General features: G+C 73.4%; 17 protein-coding genes and 1 tRNA gene. 4 read left to right on the top strand and 14 right to left on the bottom strand.

Features of this window, described 5'->3' with window-relative positions; all coding sequences use genetic code 11:
• The first annotated feature begins 58 nt into the window (after positions 1–58).
• A tRNA-Leu gene (locus ACI8AD_RS20930) sits at positions 59–143 on the top strand.
• Positions 144–351: 208 nt separating this feature from the next.
• Here the strand turns inward: ACI8AD_RS20930 and ACI8AD_RS20935 are convergent.
• From ACI8AD_RS20935 to ACI8AD_RS20955, 5 genes are all read right to left on the bottom strand, one after another.
• On the bottom strand, positions 352–1,476 hold the full coding sequence (locus ACI8AD_RS20935) for a 5-methyltetrahydropteroyltriglutamate--homocysteine S-methyltransferase (RefSeq protein ID WP_456872458.1): 1,125 nt from the start codon (positions 1,474–1,476) through the stop codon (positions 352–354).
• 210 nt (positions 1,477–1,686) lie between these two features.
• Positions 1,687–2,328, bottom strand: a complete 642-nt coding sequence (locus ACI8AD_RS20940) for a hypothetical protein (protein WP_456872459.1) — start codon at positions 2,326–2,328, stop codon at positions 1,687–1,689.
• Positions 2,329–2,536: 208 nt separating this feature from the next.
• Positions 2,537–3,691, bottom strand: coding sequence for an alpha/beta hydrolase-fold protein (locus tag ACI8AD_RS20945; protein ID WP_456872460.1), 1,155 nt, complete (start codon positions 3,689–3,691; stop codon positions 2,537–2,539).
• Entirely contained in the window at positions 3,688–4,611 is a 924-nt protein-coding gene (locus tag ACI8AD_RS20950; protein WP_456872461.1) for a hypothetical protein, read from the bottom strand. Before ACI8AD_RS20950 ends, ACI8AD_RS20945 begins: the two co-directional genes overlap by 4 nt.
• 5 nt (positions 4,612–4,616) lie before the next feature.
• Positions 4,617–5,840: an ATP-grasp domain-containing protein gene (locus tag ACI8AD_RS20955; protein WP_456872462.1), complete on the bottom strand. Its 1,224-nt coding sequence runs from the start codon at positions 5,838–5,840 to the stop codon at positions 4,617–4,619.
• A 73-nt stretch (positions 5,841–5,913) separates the two neighbouring features.
• Here ACI8AD_RS20955 and ACI8AD_RS20960 point away from each other — a divergent pair, with 73 nt between their 5' ends.
• Complete coding sequence (locus ACI8AD_RS20960) at positions 5,914–7,140, top strand: hypothetical protein (protein WP_456872463.1); 1,227 nt, start codon at positions 5,914–5,916, stop codon at positions 7,138–7,140.
• Positions 7,141–7,151: 11 nt separating this feature from the next.
• Positions 7,152–8,363 carry an ATP-grasp domain-containing protein gene (locus ACI8AD_RS20965; RefSeq protein WP_456872464.1) on the top strand — a complete coding sequence of 404 codons (1,212 nt, stop codon included), beginning with the start codon at positions 7,152–7,154 and terminating at the stop codon, positions 8,361–8,363.
• Between the two features lie 232 nt (positions 8,364–8,595).
• On the opposite strand, the gene ACI8AD_RS20970 is transcribed toward ACI8AD_RS20965, so the two are convergent.
• Together ACI8AD_RS20970 and ACI8AD_RS20975 are read right to left on the bottom strand one after the other, a co-directional pair.
• The gene (locus ACI8AD_RS20970; protein ID WP_456872465.1) at positions 8,596–9,192 is read right to left on the bottom strand and encodes a hypothetical protein; all 597 of its coding nucleotides are present in this window, start codon (positions 9,190–9,192) and stop codon (positions 8,596–8,598) included.
• Between the two features lie 343 nt (positions 9,193–9,535).
• Positions 9,536–10,261, bottom strand: a complete 726-nt coding sequence (locus ACI8AD_RS20975; protein ID WP_456872466.1) for an esterase family protein — start codon at positions 10,259–10,261, stop codon at positions 9,536–9,538.
• A 102-nt stretch (positions 10,262–10,363) separates the two neighbouring features.
• Here ACI8AD_RS20975 and ACI8AD_RS20980 point away from each other — a divergent pair, with 102 nt between their 5' ends.
• Positions 10,364–11,845 carry a hypothetical protein gene (locus tag ACI8AD_RS20980; protein ID WP_456872467.1) on the top strand — a complete coding sequence of 494 codons (1,482 nt, stop codon included), beginning with the start codon at positions 10,364–10,366 and terminating at the stop codon, positions 11,843–11,845.
• 67 nt (positions 11,846–11,912) lie between these two features.
• Here ACI8AD_RS20980 and ACI8AD_RS20985 read toward each other — a convergent pair whose 3' ends face one another.
• The 7 genes from ACI8AD_RS20985 to ACI8AD_RS21015 form a co-directional block, all read right to left on the bottom strand.
• Entirely contained in the window at positions 11,913–12,365 is a 453-nt protein-coding gene (locus ACI8AD_RS20985) for a cupin domain-containing protein (protein WP_456872468.1), read from the bottom strand.
• 353 nt (positions 12,366–12,718) lie between these two features.
• The gene (locus tag ACI8AD_RS20990) at positions 12,719–12,847 is read right to left on the bottom strand and encodes a hypothetical protein (RefSeq protein WP_456872469.1); all 129 of its coding nucleotides are present in this window, start codon (positions 12,845–12,847) and stop codon (positions 12,719–12,721) included.
• Between the two features lie 103 nt (positions 12,848–12,950).
• Positions 12,951–14,204, bottom strand: coding sequence for an ATP-grasp domain-containing protein (locus tag ACI8AD_RS20995; protein ID WP_456872470.1), 1,254 nt, complete (start codon positions 14,202–14,204; stop codon positions 12,951–12,953).
• 68 nt (positions 14,205–14,272) lie between these two features.
• A complete protein-coding gene (locus ACI8AD_RS21000) occupies positions 14,273–15,688 on the bottom strand; it encodes a M20/M25/M40 family metallo-hydrolase (protein WP_456872471.1) in 1,416 nt (471 codons plus the stop codon).
• A 186-nt stretch (positions 15,689–15,874) separates the two neighbouring features.
• A complete protein-coding gene (locus ACI8AD_RS21005) occupies positions 15,875–16,180 on the bottom strand; it encodes a muconolactone Delta-isomerase family protein (RefSeq protein WP_456872472.1) in 306 nt (101 codons plus the stop codon).
• A 171-nt stretch (positions 16,181–16,351) separates the two neighbouring features.
• Positions 16,352–17,740: a pyridoxal phosphate-dependent decarboxylase family protein gene (locus tag ACI8AD_RS21010; RefSeq protein ID WP_456872473.1), complete on the bottom strand. Its 1,389-nt coding sequence runs from the start codon at positions 17,738–17,740 to the stop codon at positions 16,352–16,354.
• Positions 17,741–17,850: 110 nt separating this feature from the next.
• Positions 17,851–18,771 (bottom strand): NAD-dependent epimerase/dehydratase family protein, encoded by a 921-nt coding sequence (locus tag ACI8AD_RS21015; protein ID WP_456872474.1) that lies wholly within the window; start codon positions 18,769–18,771, stop codon positions 17,851–17,853.
• Positions 18,772–18,782 lie beyond the last annotated feature (11 nt).

Raw genomic sequence — 18,782 nt, forward strand, 5'->3', positions numbered from 1 at the left:
CCGGCGCCGGGCCCTCCTCCGGACCGGGCCGGTGGGTTGCTATCGTGGTCCCGCACTCGTCCGGGTGGCGGAATGGCAGACGCGCTAGCTTGAGGTGCTAGTGCCCTTTATCGGGCGTGGGGGTTCAAGTCCCCCCTCGGACACAGATCGGCCGCAGGGGGCGGCGGACCGTCGGCTGTGATCAGCGTGACACGCACGTTCCGGTCCTCCGACAGACGGGCCGCGATCACCGCGCCAGCGGATCCGGCCCCGACGACGACGAAGTCCACGCTGCTCGGCACGCGGCGAACCCAGCGCCGGTGGACCACCGAGGGAACCCGACGGATCGGCACCGTGACGTGGGTCGACGGGTCAGCCCCAGACCTCGCCGGCGGTCTCCACGATCAGTGCCAGCTTCGCGATCTGCTGGTCGCGGGTGAGCGCGTTGCCCTCGACGGTCGAGGAGAAGCCGCACTGCCCCGAGAGAGCCAGCTGGTCCAGCGGCACGAACTGCGACGCGTCGTCGATCCGCCGCTTGAGGTCGTCCTTGGACTCCAGCTCCGGCCGCTTCGTCGTGACCAGGCCCAGGACGACGCGCTTGCCCGGCGGCACGAAGCGCAGCGGCTCGAAGCCACCCGACCGGGCGTCGTCGTACTCCAGGAAGAAGCCGTCCACCTCCAGCCCGCCGAACAACGCCTCCGCCACGAAGTCGTAGCTGCCCTCGGCCACCCACGATGACCGGAAGTTGCCCCGGCACATGTGCGTGGTGACGGTCAGCCCGGCGGGACGGCCCGCCAGCGCCTCGTTGATCTGGCGGATGTAGCGCTCGTGCAGGTGCTCGGCGTCGCGGCCCTGGGCGGCGATCTCGGCCCGCTGGGCCGGATCGTTGAGGTAGGCGAGGCTGGTGTCGTCGAACTGCAGGTAGCTGCAGCCCTGCGCGGCGATGCCCCGCACCTGCTGGCTGTACGCCGCCGACAGGGCCTCCCAGAACTCGTCCTCGTCCGGGTAGACCTGCGGATCGATCGCCGCGGCCCCGCCGCGGTAGTGGACCATCGACGGCGACGGGATGGTCAGCTTCGCCGTCTGCCCCTCCCCCACGACCGACTGCAGGAAGGCGAAGTCCCGCCCGAAGATCGGCTCGTCGATGCGCAGGGGACCGTCGACGTGCAGCCCGGCGGGCGTGAAGTCGATGGTGCCGTCCTGGTTCTTGAAGTGGACGACGATGTTCTGGTCGCTGACCTTGGTGATGCCGCCGATGGCGTAGATGAAGTCCATGTGCCACGAGGCTCGGCGGAACTCGCCGTCCGTGGCCGTACGCAGGCCGACGTCGGCCTGCATCCTCACCACGTCGCGGATCGCCTCGTCCTCGATGCCCCGCAACTCCTCGTCGTCGATGTCGCCGGCCGCGTGCTTCGAGCGGGCCTCCAGCAGGTCCGCGGGGCGCAGGAGGCTGCCGACGTGGTCCGCGCGGAAGGGCGGTCCGGACGCATCGCTCATGAGCACAGCATCGTGACTGCTGCTGCACGGCGCAGCCCCTGGGCCAGGACCGCGCACCATCGACAGTGGCCGAGCTCCCCCGTGAGCGCGGGGGACGAAGGCGTGTGCTGGAGTACCGTGCCGCCCCTCGGACACGCGATCGCCCCGGTGCTCCTGCAGGTCAGGAGCCCGGGCGGGTGCGTTTTCGGACCAGCACGGTCTCGCCGGGGATCAGCCGGCCAGGGTCAGCACGCGCTCCCCGCCCTCGGCCCGGAAACCGGTCCGGGCCAGGTAGGCGTCCGCGGCCCGCACGTCGCGCGGGGCGAGGACCCGGCGCACCCCGCTCACCGCGAAGGGACCGTCGGGGCGGTACACGAACTCGCCGGGCGTGAAGTCCCGGTAGCGCGGCAGCACGTAGTCCACGTCGATGCGCGCCGTCGCGGGCTCACCGGTGCGGTGTGCCAGGACGACGCCCGCCGTCTCCCCGTCCCCGTCGCCGACCGCCAGCACGAGGAACGCCAGCGGCTCCCCCTCGACCGGCGGCCACTGCACGTCGGGGTGGAAGCGCCGGATGTCCTCACCGTGGCGCTGCAGGACGTGGCGCAGGTAGGGCTCCTCCGCGCCGATCGGGACGACGTCGTACCGGCGCACGTCGTGCCGGCCGCGCTGCATCCGCCAGATGACCCCGGCGTTGATGGCCGCGATGACGACGTTCATCGCGACCATCGGCCACACCGCGATGACGGCGTTGTAGCCGACGAGGACCAGCGCCGCCAGCAGGTTGAGGACGCGGAAGCGCAGGACCCGCGTCTGCAGCAGCGAGTAGACGAGCAGCGCCGACCCGGACCAGCCCACGAGGTCGATCACACCCACGCTCAGAACCCCTCCGGCACCCTCAGAACCCCGGACGGGACCGTCACGGGGAGCCGCCGACTCGACGGGCGCGCGAGCGCGGACGAGCCCGGCGGGAGGGCCGGGACGCCCGGATCCCGCGGCGGACCGGTCGGACACCCCGCAGGGTAGCCGCGGCCCTCCGAGGTCCGTCGCGGCGACCGCACCCCGGTCCGGGGCGCGGGCGACCTCACTCGTAGTAGAGCTTCTGCGGGCCCGGGTAGATCCAGGACAGCGCGTCGCGGAGCCGGTCGCGCCAGTTCTCCCAGGAGTGACCGTCCCGGGCCTCGGTGTAGCGGACCTGCATGCCGGCGTTCTCGAACACGTGCACCATCGACCGGTTGGGCACGATCAGCTGCTCGTAGACGCCGCAGGACATGAAGATCCGGTCGGCGACCGCACGCGGCTTCGCGCGGTAGCGGTTCACGAACTCCACGACGGGGTCGAAGACCGGCCCGCCGCCGTGGTCGCTGCCGATGTCGGTGAACACGAACGACCCCGACAGCAGCACCAGCGACCCGTACGTGTCGGGCGAGCGGTACGCGGCCGACAGCGACGCGACCCCGCCGAACGACGAGCCCAGCAGGCACCGCCCCGAGCGCTGCCCGACGAGCGGGAGCGAGGACTCCAGCTCCGGCAGCAGCTCGGAGGTCAGGAACCGGGAGTGGGCTGCCGAGTTCGCGTACTCCTCCAGCCGCTCCCCCGGGTGGGTGAAGGCGACCACGGTCTCGGCGACGTCGAGCCGGTGGATGAGGTTGTCGAGGACGGTCTTCATCGACGCGTACTGCAGGAAGTCCGCACCGTCGTGCACCACCAGGAGGGGGTACGACGCGGTCGGCCGGAACCGGGCCGGCAGGTACAGCGTCACGTGCGCGTCGCGCCCGAGGGCCTCGCTGGGCAGGACGAGATCCCTCAGCTCGCCCTGCCGCGCCTCGGGGTCCGGGAGCACCCAGTCCGGGGTCCGGTACCCGACGCCGAAGGCCAGGGACGACGACCCGACGGGACCGTGCGACCGCTTCTCGTTGAGCGGGTCGTTGAAGCGGTCGTGGTGCTCACCGCGCCGGATCTCGATCTGGTACTCGACCCGCGAGCCCTCCGGCAGCTCGAGCACGAGGTACCAGAGGTCGGTGCCGTGCAGGCGGCGCATGGGGATCCGGTCGGGCAGCCCGACGATCCGCTGGCAGACCCACGCCTCGTCCGCCTCGCCCCGCCAGAGGAAGGTGCACCGCGCCCCCTCGACCACGGGCACCTCGTGCCGGTCGAGGAACGCCTGCACGGCCTCCGCGTCCAGCGGCTCCGTGTCCTCGAGCCGGTTGATCGCGAGCTCGCCCTGGGCGGCGGTCACGCCGTCGCCCCGGCGATCAGCCCGTTGGTACCGACCACCCGCGCGTCGGGCGGCAGGGCGCCGCCGGCACCCAGGTCGACCCGCACACCGTCGTCCAGGACCAGGCAGGGAGCCGGCGCGAACCGGCGGGCCAGCGCCGACATCCGGAGGACGTCGTCGGTCAGCAGTCGCCGCCGCGCGTGCGGCAGCAGGACCAGGCCGGGGATCACACCGATCCCGGCGTCGAAGACCTCGGTCGGCGAGGCGCCCTGCGCCGCCCGGTCGTGGAAGAGCACCACCCGGTCGGTCAACGCCATCGCGCCCGCCGACCACGCCACCACCGTCGGCGGCAGGTGCGGCGCCAGGTGGAACAGGTGCACGAGGCGCACCAGCTCGCCGACGTGCCCACCGGCGACGACCAGGCACTCCGCCGTCGACAGGAGGTCGCGGACCTCCGCGCGGTGCCCGGCGATCGGCCCGCGCGACTCGAGCTCCCAGGTGCCGTAGAAGGTGTCGTGGAGCTCCTGCACCCGGGCGAGGTGGGTCGCGTCGAGCAGCCGGACCGCCTCGAGCGCGTCGGTCGCCGCCATGGCCAGGGTGTGCGCGTGCCCGTCGGTGCGCGCGGTCACCGCGGCCTCCGCCTGCAGCGCGTGGTCAAGCCGGATCAGGTAGAGCTGCCGGAGCTCGTCGAGGAACTGCCGGTGCTCGCGCTCGGCCTCGGCGTACTCGGGGTCGGCCCGCAGCACGTCCACCCAGCGGGTGAACAACCGCAGGTTCGTCGCCCGCTCACCGGCCAGCGCGAGGATCTCGGCGTCGTCGGACTCCCGCTCCTGCCAGCCGGCGTTGACGACGGCCACCGGGCCGGTGACGCCCAGGGAGGACAGCACCCGGTCGAGGGTCGGCCGCCGCTGCGGGCCGAGCAGGGTGATCGAGGGGGCCACGGGCGTCAGCCGGCGTGGACGTGCACGGTGCGCCCGACGTCGTCGAGCATCCCGCGCAGCGTGTCGAAGTCCGGGTGCCGCATGCGCACGTAGGCGTTGGCCATGTACCCGGCCGCCACCGGCTGGGTCGGCGTCCCGGGCGGGGGCAGGTGCGCGTCCAGGACCCACTGGCCGTGGCGCGCCTGGACCTCGTCGACACCGGAGTACCCCGAGATGGTGCCGTCGCCCTCCGGGCGCAGCGCCACGATGCCGGCCGAGTACTGCCGCGACGGCCGCCCCCAGACCTGCCCGTGCACCACCGAGTCGGCCCACTGGCGGTAGACGTCGAGGTCGTTGGCCGCCGAGTAGAGGTCCCACGCGCCGACACCGGGCGGCCGGCAGCCGATCTCGCTGAACCGCAGCCCCTTGGGTCCGAAGAACCACTCCATGTGCGTGGCGCTGGTGCCGATCCCCAGCGCCTCGTTGACCCGCCGGCCCATGTCCCGCAGCTCCTGGTAGTCGGCCACGGCGTCGATCCGGTTGGTGGCGACGAACTGGGGCGAGATCCAGCGGGTGCGCATCGCCTCGAGCACGTTCGGGAAGTAGTGCGACACGAAGTCCAGCGCCGGGACGCCGTCGACCGACAGCGTGTCGTAGAAGCCCTCGTGCCCCTCGACGAACTCCTCGACGGCGATCGAGTCGACCTGCTGCGCGCCGAACGCCCCCAGGGCCGCCTCGAGCTCGCCGTCGCCGTCGACCCGGGTGGTGTCCAGCGCGCCTGCGCCCGTCCGCGGCTTGAGGATGAGCGGGTAGCCGATCTCCCGCGCGAAGGACCACACCTCGCCGGCGGTGGACGCCGCGGTGGACGCCGCCGTCGGCACGCCGGCCGCCCGGAGGACCTCCTTCATCGACGGCTTGTCCCGGCACAGCCACGCCGTCCGCACCGACGTCCCGGGGATCGTGCAGTTCTCCCGCACCTGCGCGGCGGCCAGGGTGTGCGACTCGATGGTCGCCTCGAGCCGGTCGACCCAGACCCTGTCCTGGATCCAGCGGACGGCGTCGGTCATCACGCCGACGTCGGTGACGCTCGGGACCTGGTGGTAGTGCGCCAGCCACGACCGCAGCTCGTCGTCGAGCCACTCCCCCGGGCGGTCCCCGACGCCGTAGACCGACGCCCCCACCTCGGCCAGGGCGCGCACGAAGTGGCGTTGCGTCGACGGGAAGGCCGGATCGACGAACACCACGTTCATGGGCGGGAGCCTAGGAGCGCCCCGGCCTCCTCGCTGGACTGCCCCTTCCGGCCGGTGGCAGTAGCGTCCGCGCATGGTCGTCGCCGCCTTCGTCGCGCCGTACCTGATGGAGGCCACCACCCGGTTCGTCTCCGTCGCCGCGGAGCTGCCCGGCGTCCGGCTCGGGCTGGTCACCTGCGAGCCCGTGGAGCGGGTCCCGGCGCACCTGCGCGAGCGGCTGGCCGGTCACTGGAGGGTGGAGGACGCGCTCGACCCGCGGCAGCTGGCCTGGGCGGTGGCCGGCCTCTCGGGACAGCTGGGCCGGGTGGAGCGGCTCGTCGGGGCGCTCGAGCAGCTGCAGGTGCCGCTGGCGCAGGTGCGGGAGTCCCTCGGCATCGAGGGCATGGACGTGCGCACCGCGGTCAACGTGCGGGACAAGTCGCGGATGAAGGAGACGCTGCGGGCGGCCGGCATCCCCTGCGCCCGCCACGCGCTCGTGCGCTCCCCCGGCGAGGCCGTGGCCTTCGCCGAGCAGGTCGGGTTCCCGCTGGTGGCCAAGCCGCCGGCGGGGGCGGGGGCGCAGTCGACGTTCCGGCTGGACGACGGCGACATGCTCCGCGGCTGGCTGGCCGCGGTCCCGCTGGGCTCGCACGACCCGGCGCTGCTCGAGGAGTTCCTCACCGGCGAGGAGCACACGTTCGACAGCGTCACGATCGGCGGGTCGACCGTGTGGTCGTCGATCGCCGACTACCGCCCGCCGCCGCTGGAGGTGCTCCGCACCCCCTGGATCCAGTGGACCGTCCTGCTCCCCCGCGACACCAGCGGCCCCCGGTACCAGGGCATCCACCGCTGGGGGCCCGCGGCGCTGGAGGCGCTCGGCGTCACCGACGCGCTCACGCACATGGAGTGGTTCGCCCGGCCCGACGGCTCGGTCGCCGTCTCGGAGGTGGCCGCGCGGCCGCCCGGGGCGCAGCTGAGCTCGATGCACGGCTACGCGCACGACTTCGACCTGTACCGGGCCTGGACCGAGCTCGTGATCCACGGCCGGTTCGACCCGCCGGAGCGCCGGTACGCGGCCGGTACCGCCTACCTGCGCGGCATGGGCTCCGGGCGGGTGCGCGCGGTGCACGGCCTCGACGCCGTCCAGGAGCAGGTCGGGCACCTGGTCGTGGAGGCCCGGATCCCCCAACCCGGGCAGCCGGCCGCCACCGACTACCTCGGCGAGGGCTACGCGATGGTGCGCGACCCCGACACCGCGGTGGTGGAGGACGCGCTGCACCGGATCGTCAGCGGGGTGCGCGTCGAACTGGCCGAGGCCTGAAGGAGGTCCCCGTGGACGTCGTCGTGCTCTCCCCCGGCTACCCGGCGGAGATGGCGTACTTCACCCGGGCGCTGGCCGGGGTCGGCGCCCGGGTCATCGGGGTGGGTGACCAGCCGCCGGACGCGCTGCCCGAGGCCGCCCGCTCGTCGCTGGCCCACTACGAGCACGTGGACCTCGCCGACGAGGGCGCGGTGCTCGGTGCGCTGCGTGGGCTGTCGCGGCACGTCTCGATCGACCAGGTGGAGTGCCTGTGGGAGCCGTACATGCTCCTGGCGGCGCGCATCCGGGAGGTCTTCGGGTTGCCCGGCATGACGGTGGAGCAGACCCTGCCGTTCCGCGACAAGGAGCGGATGAAGCGGGTCCTCGACGCCGCCGGCATCCGGACGCCGTGGCACGTCAGCGCGCGCACGGTCGCCGAGGTGTGGGCGGCCGCGGAGGAGGTGGGCTACCCGCTGATCGTCAAGCCGATCGCCGGCGCCGGCTCGGCGGACACCTACCGGGTGGACTCGCCGCAGGAGCTGAGCGAGGTCCTCCCCCTGCTGCGGCACGTGCCCGAGGTCAGCGTCGAGGAGTTCGTCGACGGCGAGGAGTTCACCTTCGACACCATCTGCGCCGACGGCCGGATCCTCTTCGAACACGTCCTCTGGTACCGCCCGCGGCCGCTGCAGATGCGCATGCACGAGTGGGTCAGCCCGGTGTCGATCTCGCTGCGGGACCTGTCCGTGCCGCACCTGGCAGACGGACGGCGGATGGGCGAGGCGGTGCTGGCCGCGCTCGGCTTCCGGTCCGGCTTCACGCACATGGAGTGGTACCTCAAGGCCGACGGCGAGGCCGTGTTCGGCGAGATCGGTGCCCGCCCGCCGGGCGCCCGCGTCGTCGACCTGATGAACTTCGCCACCGACGGCGACACGTACGTCGGCTGGGCGCAGGCCGTCGTCCACGGGTCCATGCAGCCCCTGGAGCGCCGGTACAACGCCGGCGCGGTCTTCAAGCGCGCCCGCGGCTCCGGGCGGATCACGCACTCGGAGGGCCTCGACGCGCTGATGGGCCGGTACGGCGAGCACGTGGCGCTCATCGACCTGCTCCCGGTGGGCGCGCCGCGCCGCGACTGGCGCTCGACGGTCACCGGCGACGGCATGGTCGTCGTCCGGCACCCGGAGCTGCAGCAGGTGATCGAGATGACCGAGGCGTTCGCCCGCGACTTCCAGATGTTCGCGGGCTGAGTCCGGTCGGCGAGGTCTCGCTCCGTCCTCCGACCGAGACGGGGACACCACGTGCGTTCGCGGTCACGTGACGCGGGATGACCGCGTCGATGCGCCTCGGTGCGAGACCCGGTCACCGCTCCCATCGGCCGCCTCAGCCGGACGGACGGCGAGTGTCCGTCAGCGGCCCGTCCAGGGACAGCTGCCGCGCTGCTGACCGCACGGACGCTCGTGGGCAGGGTGGCTCGGCTCGTCACGTCGGCGGGCGCACCCGCTCGGTGTCCGGTGCCTCCACGATCCGCTCGAGCAGCCGGCACAGCGGTGCTGGGACCTGCTCGGGCTCCAGCGCTGCTGCGAGCGCGGCCGCCAGCAGGGCCTTGCGCCCGGACGCGATGCCCGCGAACCGGTGCAACTGGTGCTCCACGGGGCGGCCCCGCCAGGTCAGCTGGTTGCAGAAGGCCGCGAACCTCCCCCGCAGGCCCACCCGCTCCAGGACGTCGAGGACACGGTCCGGGCCGCAGGCACGGATGAGCTCGTCCTCCAGGTCGGCGTCGCAGACGGAGAACCCGTGGCCAGGCAGTTGCCGTGGGCCGTCGAGGCCGAGCGCCCGGACGACGACGTCCGCCTCCCCGGCGTCGCACATCCCGACGACCCGGACGGGCACCGGCCGGGCCCGGGAAGCCACCAGGTGGCGGTGGACGTTGGTGACACCTCCCATGTCGACGAGCCGGTACCGGTGAGCGCTCTCGAGCAGGCCCAGAGCCGCCGCGACCGTCCGGACCGCGGCCACGTCGCTGCGGCCCTCGAGCAGGACGACCGTGTCGACGGTGTCGCAGCGGTCGGGCAGCATGCACGGACTGTCGCACCGTCGTCGTGGTCCCGTCGCCGCGATCGCGGCACCGGCGCGTGCGGCAGTCTCGTTCGCCCGGGTGGCCCCCGGTGTCGTCCGACGCGAACCGGCGTGTGCCGCGGCCACACGCCGGTCGAGGCCGACGCGCCACGTCGGACACGTCAGCAGACGGGGCCGCCGGCGGGCAGACGGGCGCTCGACGCAGCTGACCGTTCGTCCGGAGGCCGCCCTCCGCGCGACGTAGGTCGCTCAGGTGCCCCTCGGGGACAGTCCTCGTTCTTGCCGGGATGGCCGTCCGTGATCCGAGTGGGGGCAGTGACGGTCCCCGTCGACGGCCCTGGACTCAGCAGAGCTCGTCGAGGTACTGCGGCAGCATCCGCTGCCAGGTCTGCCAGTCGTGCGGCCACTCCGGGCCCCAGACGTCGACCCGGTTGGGCACGCCCTTGCTGCCGAGCACGTCGCCGGCGTCCCAGGACGCGTCGACGTCCTCCCACGCCCCCCGGCCGGTGGCGATGACGGCGAACCGGGTGCGCAGCAGGTCGAGCTGCTCGCCCTCCAGCCCGGGGAGGAAGTCCAGCGGCGAGGCGAAGAAGAGGTCCGGCGAGGACCGGTGGTCGAGGAACTTCTGGATCCGGTAGGTGCCGCTCATGCCCACGGCGGCGCGGAACACGTCGGGGAACCGGCAGAGGACGGCGAGGGAGTTGAACGCCCCGATGGAGGCGCCGGTGACGACGATCGGCGACTCGTCCCCGCCGGAGTCGGCCCGGATGGCCGGGACCACCTCGTGCCGGATGGCGTGGTGGTACTGGTTGAACAGCCACATCCGGTACTCGGGCGGGCCTGCCTTCGCCACCATGGCCTGCCCGGGCACGCTGTCGCAGGAGTAGAGCTTGACCCGGCCGCTCTCGATCAACGGCCAGCAGGCGCCGACCACGCCGTTGCGCTCGATCTCCTCGGCGTCGCCGCCCGCCGTGGGGAAGACCAGGACGGGCGTCCCGTAGTGGCCCCACCGGGCCAGACCGATCGGCTGGTCCATCCGCTCGGAGTGCCAGCGGTCGGTCACCTTCACGCCGGGAACCCTGACACGGCCCCCCGCCGGCGACAAACGCGGCAGGCCAGCGCGTTCTGTGCCAACCTGGCCGCACGTCGGCACCGATGGGAGGCGACCGTCGTGGGGCAAGAGGTCGAGGCCCGGACGTTCTCGCGCGCGGACCGCCTGCGCTACCGGGAGAAGCTGCGCCGCTGCCTGGACGTCTTCGGCCGGATGCTCAACGAGTCGAAGTTCGACTTCGAGCGGCCGCTGACCGGCACGGAGATCGAGTTCAACCTGGTCGACGCGCAACAGGACCCGGCGATGCGCAACGAGGAGGTCCTCGCCGCGATCGCCGACGAGGTCTTCCAGGCCGAGATGGGCCAGTTCAACATCGAGATGAACGTGCGGCCGGCCACGCTGGCCGGCACGGCCGCCGCCGAGCTCGAGACGGAGTTGCGGGAGAGCCTCAACGCCGCCGAGGAGCGCGCGCGGTCGGTCGGCGCGCACATCGTCATGATCGGCACGCTGCCGACCCTCGGGCCCGAGCACGTCACCGGCGCGGCGATCACCGCGCACCCGCGCTACGCGCTGATCAACGAACAGATCTTCGCCGCCCGGGGCGAGGACCTGCACATCGCCATCTCCGGGCCCGAGCGGCTCGACGTGCACGCCGACACGATCGCGCCCGAGGCCGCCTGCACCAGCACCCAGTTCCACCTGCAGGTCAGCCCCCAGGACTACGCGGCCACCTGGAACGCCGCGCAGTGCATCGCCGGCGTCCAGGTGGCGCTCGGTGCCAACTCGCCGTTCCTGTTCGGCAAGGAGCTGTGGCGGGAGACCCGGATCGCGCTGTTCGAGCAGGCCACCGACACCCGCCCGCTCGAGCTCAAGGAGCAGGGCGTCCGGCCCCGGGTCTGGTTCGGGGAGCGCTTCATCACCTCCGTGTTCGACCACTTCGAGGAGAACGTCCGCTACTTCCCCGCGCTGCTGCCGGTCTGCGACGAGGAGGACCCGGTCGCCGTCCTCGACCGCGGCGACATCCCGCAGCTGTCCGAGCTGCGCATGCACAACGGGACCGTCTACCGCTGGAACCGCCCGGTCTACGACGTCCACCGGGGCCGGCCACACCTGCGGGTCGAGAACCGCGTGCTGCCAGCCGGGCCGACCATCGTCGACGTGTTCGCCAATGGCGCCTTCTACTACGGGCTGCTGCGCACCCTCGCCGCGCAGGACCGGCCGGTGTGGTCGCAGATGTCCTTCGCCACCGCCGAGGAGAACTTCGACGAGGGCGCCCGCAACGGCATCAACGCCCAGCTGTACTGGCCCGGCCTCGGCACGGTGCCGGTGACCGAGCTGGTGCTGCGCCGGCTGCTGCCCATGGCCCAGCAGGGACTGGCCGAGTGGGACGTCGACACCGCGGTCAGCGACCGGCTGCTGGGCGCCATCGAGCGACGCTGCACCGCCTACCGCAACGGCGCGGAGTGGCAGGCGGAGGTGTTCCACCGGATCGACGAGCAGCGGCAGCCGCTGGACCGCCGTGACGCGCTGCGGGAGATGCTGCGGCGCTACAGCGAGCTCATGCACGCCAACGAGCCGGTCGCGGACTGGCCGCTCGACTAGGGCCTGTCCTGCGGATCTCGTGCGCCGCTCACGTCCCTGGAGGCGGCCTCAGGGACAGGTGAGGCGGTCACGGCAGCCAGGTGATCCCGTACTCCCGGGACGCCCGCGCGTAGGCCTCGTCCATCGGCCCGCCGGTCTGCGTTGCCTCGGCCAGGATCCGGAAGAACCCCTCCAGGCCCCCGGGCACCAGGATGCAGACGAGCCGTCCGAAGCCAGGTACGAGCCGCCGGTGGGCGTGAGGGATCCCTCTGGGGAGGAAGACGAGGCCGCCCGGCCCGGCATGGAACTCCTGCCCGCCACAGACGAAGACGTGGTCACCCTCGACCACGTAGTACATCTCGTCCTCGCGAGAGTGCACGTGGGTCGGAGTGTCGAGCAGCGGAGCCACTTCCTCCAGGACGGTGCAGGAGCCGCCAGTCGTGTCTGCTGCCGCTCGCAAGACCAGGGTGGTGCCACTGAAGCTGAACCGTTCACCACCGTCGCGGGGGACGACGAACGGCGGCACCGACGACGGTGTCACGGCGGCAAACTACGCCTCGCCGACCCGTCCCGGGAGCCTTCCGTGCTCAGGCGCCCGGGCCCTCGTCGCGAACGGGCCGCAGGCCGTGACCATCCCGGTCCGAGGCTCTCACCTCGCTCACGGGACCGTCCTCGGTGGAACGACGCGGAGCACTGCCCCTGAGTGGGGCCCTCGGAGACAGGCGGATGCTCACCACGGAGCCGCTTTGAGGTCCTCGGCCTCCAGGTAGGCGTTCCCGCGGGAACGTCGTCAAGGGCACGGGCTTGCGCACGTTCCCGCGGGAACGCCTCCGGACCGAGCCGGCCCCGAATGGGGCGCCGAGGGGACACCGGCCGACTCGCCGGGCACGTGACTCAGGCCGGAGCATCCACCCGGTCCTGGTCGACACGGCCACCGGAGGACCCGAGCGCTTGCCGATGTCCGTGCTCGTCCTCCCAGGAGAAGACGACGTACTCGTGGTCGCCGTCGACGAACAGGTCCACTGCCGCCTGCGACCGTCGTCCGTGGGCCGGGCAGACCTGTCCCGTGCTGGGCCGATCGGGGATGCCGGCAGCCGTCGCGGCGCACGCGATCCGCAGGACGGCCCTAGATGCGGCTGAGCCGGTTCTCCTCGTCGCGCGTCCACATCCCGAGCAGCCCGCGGTAGTGCGCGATGAAGTGGTCGTGCTCGTGCGGGGGGAACGTGGACCGCACCGTGTCGACGAGCAGCCGGTCGAAGTCGGCGCTCTGCACCCACTCGAGCACGACGGCGTCGAGGTGGGCGAGCCGGCTGGCGCAGAAGTCGGAGTAGGCCTCGACCTGGAAGTAGTCGTCGGCGAGTCCGCGGTAGGCCCTGAGCTTCTCGTCGTAGCCCAGGTCGTCGCGGTCGGCGATGTCGAAGTACCGGCGCGTGTCGAGGTCGTAGCGCGGCCGTCGTCCGGTGGCGGTGCAGTACACCGACCACCGGACCAGCGCCTTCAGTGCCCACGGGAAGTAGTAGTGCAGGCTGGTCAGCGCGATGTCGGGGCAGGCGTTGGCGTAGTCGATGGGGTGGACGACGCCGTCCTTGATGAGCGTCTCGCAGGAGTTGAACTCCCAGCGGAAGAACGCGTTGACCAGCCGGCCGATGCTGACCGTCTCCTCGCCCGTGGCGGCGTCGAGGAAGCCGTGGGCGACCGAGTACCGGCCGTGCATGGGCTGGTCGGGGTCGAACTTCATCACCATGGTCTCGGGGCCGATGGACAGGCTCCGCGCGAAGACGTCGTACCCGGCGACGGCCTTCTGCAGGTGCATCAGCCGCTGTCCCGAGGCGTCGTAGGCCCGCTGCAGCTCCTCGGCGTCGCGGATCATCGTGACGCCGACCCACGCGCCGCCGTCGTAGGGCTTCATGAACAGCGGATAGCCCATCCGCTCGGCGATGGCCGTGAGGTCGAACGGCCGGTTGTACTTCTCCGCCGTGTAGGCGTACTTGGCGTGGTCCGGCGGGTTCTTGTACGGGATGAGCACCGTGTCGGGCACGCGCAGCCCCAGCCGGAGCATCGCGCAGTACGCCGCGTGCTTCTCCATGCTCTGGAAGGTGAAGGGGCTGTTGAGGAGGTAGACGTCGTCCATGAGCGCGGCCTTCTTCAGCCACTCACGGGGGTGGTAGTACCAGTAGGCCAGCCGGTCGATGACCAGGTCGTAGCGCGGCTTGGCGCACAGGTCGAACGGCTCGACCGTGATCCGCTCGACGTCGTAGTGGTGGGCGGCGCCGGCGCCGTCGTGCACGGTGCCGAGGCGGCGCACGATCGCCTCGAAGGCGGTGGGCCAGTCCTCCTCGGTGCCGAGCAGCAGCCCGATGAGGTGCCGGGAGTCGGACATCGACGCTCCTCCAACGATGGCAGGGCCTCCCGCGTCGCTCCGGTGACCTGGGCGGACGCGGACGGAGCCTATGACCGGCCGGGGATCCCGGCGAGTTCGCGCCACAGGTGCGCGGCGGCCTCGGCCCCGCGGTGCAGCATGGGCAGCAGCACCCGCTCGTTCGGTGAGTGGATCCGGTCGGTGGGCAGCATCGCGCCCAGGAACAGCAGGGGGGCGCCGAGCCGCTCGACCAGGGCGGCCTCCGGTCCGCTGCCGCCCTCGCGCAGGTGGAGCACCTCGTCGGGATCGCCGTCCCAGGCCCGGGCGAGCGCCCGCCGCAGGGCGCCCATGCCGGGCGAGTCGAGGTCGCTGGCGCACGGGGCGACGCCGGCCTTCTCGGCGCGCACCTCGGCGGTGATCCCCGCCGGCAGCCGCTGGTCGACCCAGGCGCGGACCTGGTCGGCCACGTCCGCGGGCACCTGGTCGGCCACCAGCCGGAAGCTGATCTTCGCGTGCGCCTCGGCGGGGACGATCGTCTTGTGGCCAGGACCGGTGTAGCCGCCCCACACGCCGTTGACCTCGGCGGTGGGCCGGGCGCCGATCCGCTCCAGGGTGCTGAACCCGGCCTCCCCGTACGCCGCGGAGCCCGCCGCCGGCCCGGCCAGCCACGCCTCCTCGTCGAAGGGCTGCCGGGCCATCAGCTCGCGCTCGCGGTCACCGAGGGGCCGCACCTTGTCGTAGAAGCCGGGCAGGGTGACCCTGCCCTGTTCGTCGTGCAGGCCTGCGAGCAGGGTCGCCATCGCGTGCAGGGGATTGGGGACGGCGCCGCCGAAGGACCCGGAGTGCAGGTCGACGTCCGGCCCGCGCAGGGTGATCTCCGCACCGGCCAGCCCGCGCAGCGAGACGACGGCGCCGGGCACGTCGGGAGCCGCCGTGCCGGTGTCGCTGACGACGACGACGTCGCAGTCCAGCCGGTCCCGGCGCTCGTCCAGCAGCGCGGTGAGGTGCGGCGACCCGGACTCCTCCTCACCCTCGACGAGCAGCTTGAGGGTCACGGCCGGGGTGGACCGGCCGGTGGCGGCGAGGTGGGCGCGCACGCCGAGCAGGTGCATGGCGACGTTGCCCTTGTCGTCGCTCGCGCCGCGGGCGTGCAGCTCCGGGCCGTCCGGTCCGTCGACGGCCGTCGGCTCGAACGGCGGGTGCACCCACAGCTCGAGCGGGTCCACCGGCTGCACGTCGTGGTGCCCGTAGACGAGCGCGACCGGGGCGTCGGCGTCGTCCGAGGGCCACTCGGCGAAGACCGCGGGCGCGCCGGGGGTCGGCCAGACCTCGACGGTCGGGAAGCCGACCCCGCGCAGTGCCCCGGCCAGCCACTGCGCGCTGCGGGCGACGTCGGGGGCGTGCGCGGGATCGGCGGAGATCGACGGGATGCGGAGCCAGGCGTCGAGATCGGCGCGCAGGTCGTCGCGGTGCGCGGTCACGAACTCGCGCTCGGGGCTGGTCACGACCCCCGACCGTAGCCCGCCGCCAGGGCGTGTCCGACGGACCCGTGCCGATGGGAGCGCCGGTCAGGTGCTTGCTCCGCGAGGCCGAGGAGCCGCCGGACACCGGGTCGTGTCCGGCGGCGCCTCGAACGCAGCGGAGCGCCGCCTGGGCGGTGCTACCGAGGCTGGAGGTCCGTCGGACACGCCCTAGGACTGCCAGCGTGCGCGCACGTCGTCGGCGAAGGCGGCGTACTCCCGGACCGGGAGGACCTCCTCGAGGGTGAGGTGGTGGCTCATCGGCAGGGCACCCATCACGATCTGGTCGAGCTGGTCGTGCGACTCGACCTCCACGATGCCGATGACCCGGCGCTGCCCGGCGACCTTGTACAGGCTCTTGATGACCCCGGCCTCGATCGCGCCGAGCGCCGCCTGCGTCTCCCGCTCCCACTCGTCCCAGAACTCGTCGCGGTCGAGCCGGGTGTGTTCGACGCGGAAGCTGACGTGGAACAGCATGGGGGCGCTCCAGGGACTCGGGCGGCGCCCGCCGACGCCGCGGCTGGTCGATGGCCGACAGCGTGCCCGCGCCCCACCCGGGGGACAAGACGTCGCGGGCCCCGCAGGTGCCGACCGCGGGGCCTTCGGCGTTCCCCCGGCCGACCCGACGTCAGCCCTCCCTCCGGGCCGTCACCCCCCACCGCGCCAGGCGGTCAGGACCGCTCTCGCGGCCCGGTCGACGTCCACCTCGGTCGTGGACCAGTTCGACACGGAGACCCGCATGAGCCGCATCCCGTGCCAGGTCGTGGCGCCCATCCAGCACTCGCCCGAGCGCTGCACGGCCGCCACCACGGCATCGGTCCTCGCGTCGTCGTCCCCGAACCGGACCAGGACCTGGTTGAGGACGACGTCGTTGACCACCGCGACGCCGTCGACGGCGGACACCTGGGCGGCGAACCGCCGGGCCAGCGCGCAGCAGCGCTCCACGAGGTCGGCGACGCCCGCACGCCCCAGCTCGCGGAGGGCCGCCCACGTCGCGAAGCCACGCGCCCGGCGGGAGGACTCCGGGACGTGGTCCCCGGGCGCGCGCAGGTCTCCCAGTCCCTGCCCGGTCAGGTACGCGGCCGTGTACGCCATCGCGGCCCGGTGCGCCTCCGGGTCGGCGCAGAACACGTAGCCGCTGTCGTAGGGGACGTTCAGCCACTTGTGCCCGTCGGTGGCCCAGGAGTCCGCGGCCGCGAGGCCCTCCACCAGGGACCGGGTGCTCGGGGAGGCCGCCGCCCACAGCCCGAAGGCACCGTCCACGTGCACCCAGGCCCCGTAACGGTGAGCGAGGGGGACGGCGGCGGCGAGGTCGTCGCAGGCGCCGCTGTTCACGTTGCCCACCTGCAGGCTGACGACGAGCGGCCCCGGGGGGCCCTCCTCCAGGGCACCGGCGAGAGCGGCCAGGTCGATCCGCCCCTGCTCGTCGGTCGCCACGGGGCGCAGGACGCCCGCACCGAGCCCCAGCAACCGCAGCGACCGGTCGATGGTCGCGTGCCGCTCCACCGTCGCCAGCACCCGGATCGCCGGGGCGCCCCCGAGCCCGTCCTGCTCCACGTCCCAGCCGGCGTCGGCGAGCACGCGGTGCCGGGCAGCGGCCAGACCGACGGTGTTCGCTCCCTGGGCGCCGGTCACGAACCCGACGGAGGTCGTGTCCGGCAACCCGAGCAGGTCCTTGAGCCACGCGCCCGCCACGTCCTCCACGACCGCTGCCGCCGGCGACGTGACCGCGTTGAACGCCGGCTGGTCCCACGCCACGGCGAGCATGTCCGCGGCGGTGGCCGCGTCCAGGGCACCGCCCACCACGAAGCCGAAGTACCGCGGCCCCGTCGTGGCCACCAGCCCCTGCTCGACGGCCGCCGTCAGCTCCGCCAGGACGACCGCCGGGTCGGTGCCCCCCTCGCGCAGCCGGCCCAGCCCGGCGCGCACGGCGCCCGCCGCCTCCTCCCGGGGGAAGACCACGGCGTCCCGGACACCGGCCCGGTAGTCGGACGCCCGCACCGCCACGTCGCTCAGCAGGGTGTGCAGATCGGTCATCCCCGGATGGTCACAGACCACGACCCGGCGGACACCCCCCTCGCGGCCGGGGACCCCGCGGCCCGGCGGCCGGGCCGACCGCGGTCACCGGCTCCGACGGGACGCCACCCTCACCGGTGCGACCGTGCGTCCGGCGCCAGGCCCTGCCGCAGCTCCTCGAGCGCCTGGGCGAGGCCCACCCGCGGCGCCCAGCCCCACCGGCGCGCGCGGTCGGTGCGCAGCTGCCCGGTCCAGACCGGCTCGTCGGTCCACTCCGGCGCGACGCCCAGCGCGTCGGTGACCGTGCCGAGGTAGTCCCGCCACGTCGCGGGCTCACCCGCCACGTCGACCGCGGTCGTCGCGCCGGCGACGGGGCCCTGCTCCGGGTCGTCGGCGGTCGCGATCGCGCCCGTGGCGAGGTCCGCGACGAAGCCCGCGAGGTCCTCGACGTGCACCCAGGCCCAGGTCTGCGCCGGGTTCGCGCGGCGGTCCCCGTCGCGGACCTCCCGCGGCCGCAGCGTGTTCCACACCGACGTCTCGCCGGCACCCAGGATCGCCGGCGGGCGCACCAGCACGGTCGTCAGCCCGCCGACCCGCGCCAGCGCGGCGTCGGTGGCGTTCTTGGTGTCGGCGTAGTCCCCGCTCCCCTCGGGCAGGAAGGGACCGTCCTCGGTCACGTCGCCGACGCCGGCCGAGCGGTCGTAGACCCCGGCCGTGGACAGGTGCACCAGGCGGGACACGCCGGCGTCCCGGGCGGCCCGGGCGAGGACCGGCGTGCCCTCGACGGCGACCCGGCGCTGCACCTCCCGGGGCGAGCCCATCGGGTGGACCGTCGTGACGACCGCGTCGGCGCCCCGGGTCACCGCGCGGGCGAGGGACTCGTCGGCGAAGTCGCCGACGTGCTCGGTGACCCCGTCGAGCGCCGGCGCGCTGCCGGCCCGGCGGACGACGGCGCGCACGCGCGCCCCGCGCTCGACGAGCGCCCGGCAGACGGCGCTGCCGACCAGTCCGTTCGCACCGGTCACCACGACGACGGGAGAGGAGTCGGCCACGCCGTCCACCC

The sequence above is a fragment of the Geodermatophilus sp. SYSU D00766 genome, from assembly GCF_054049915.1.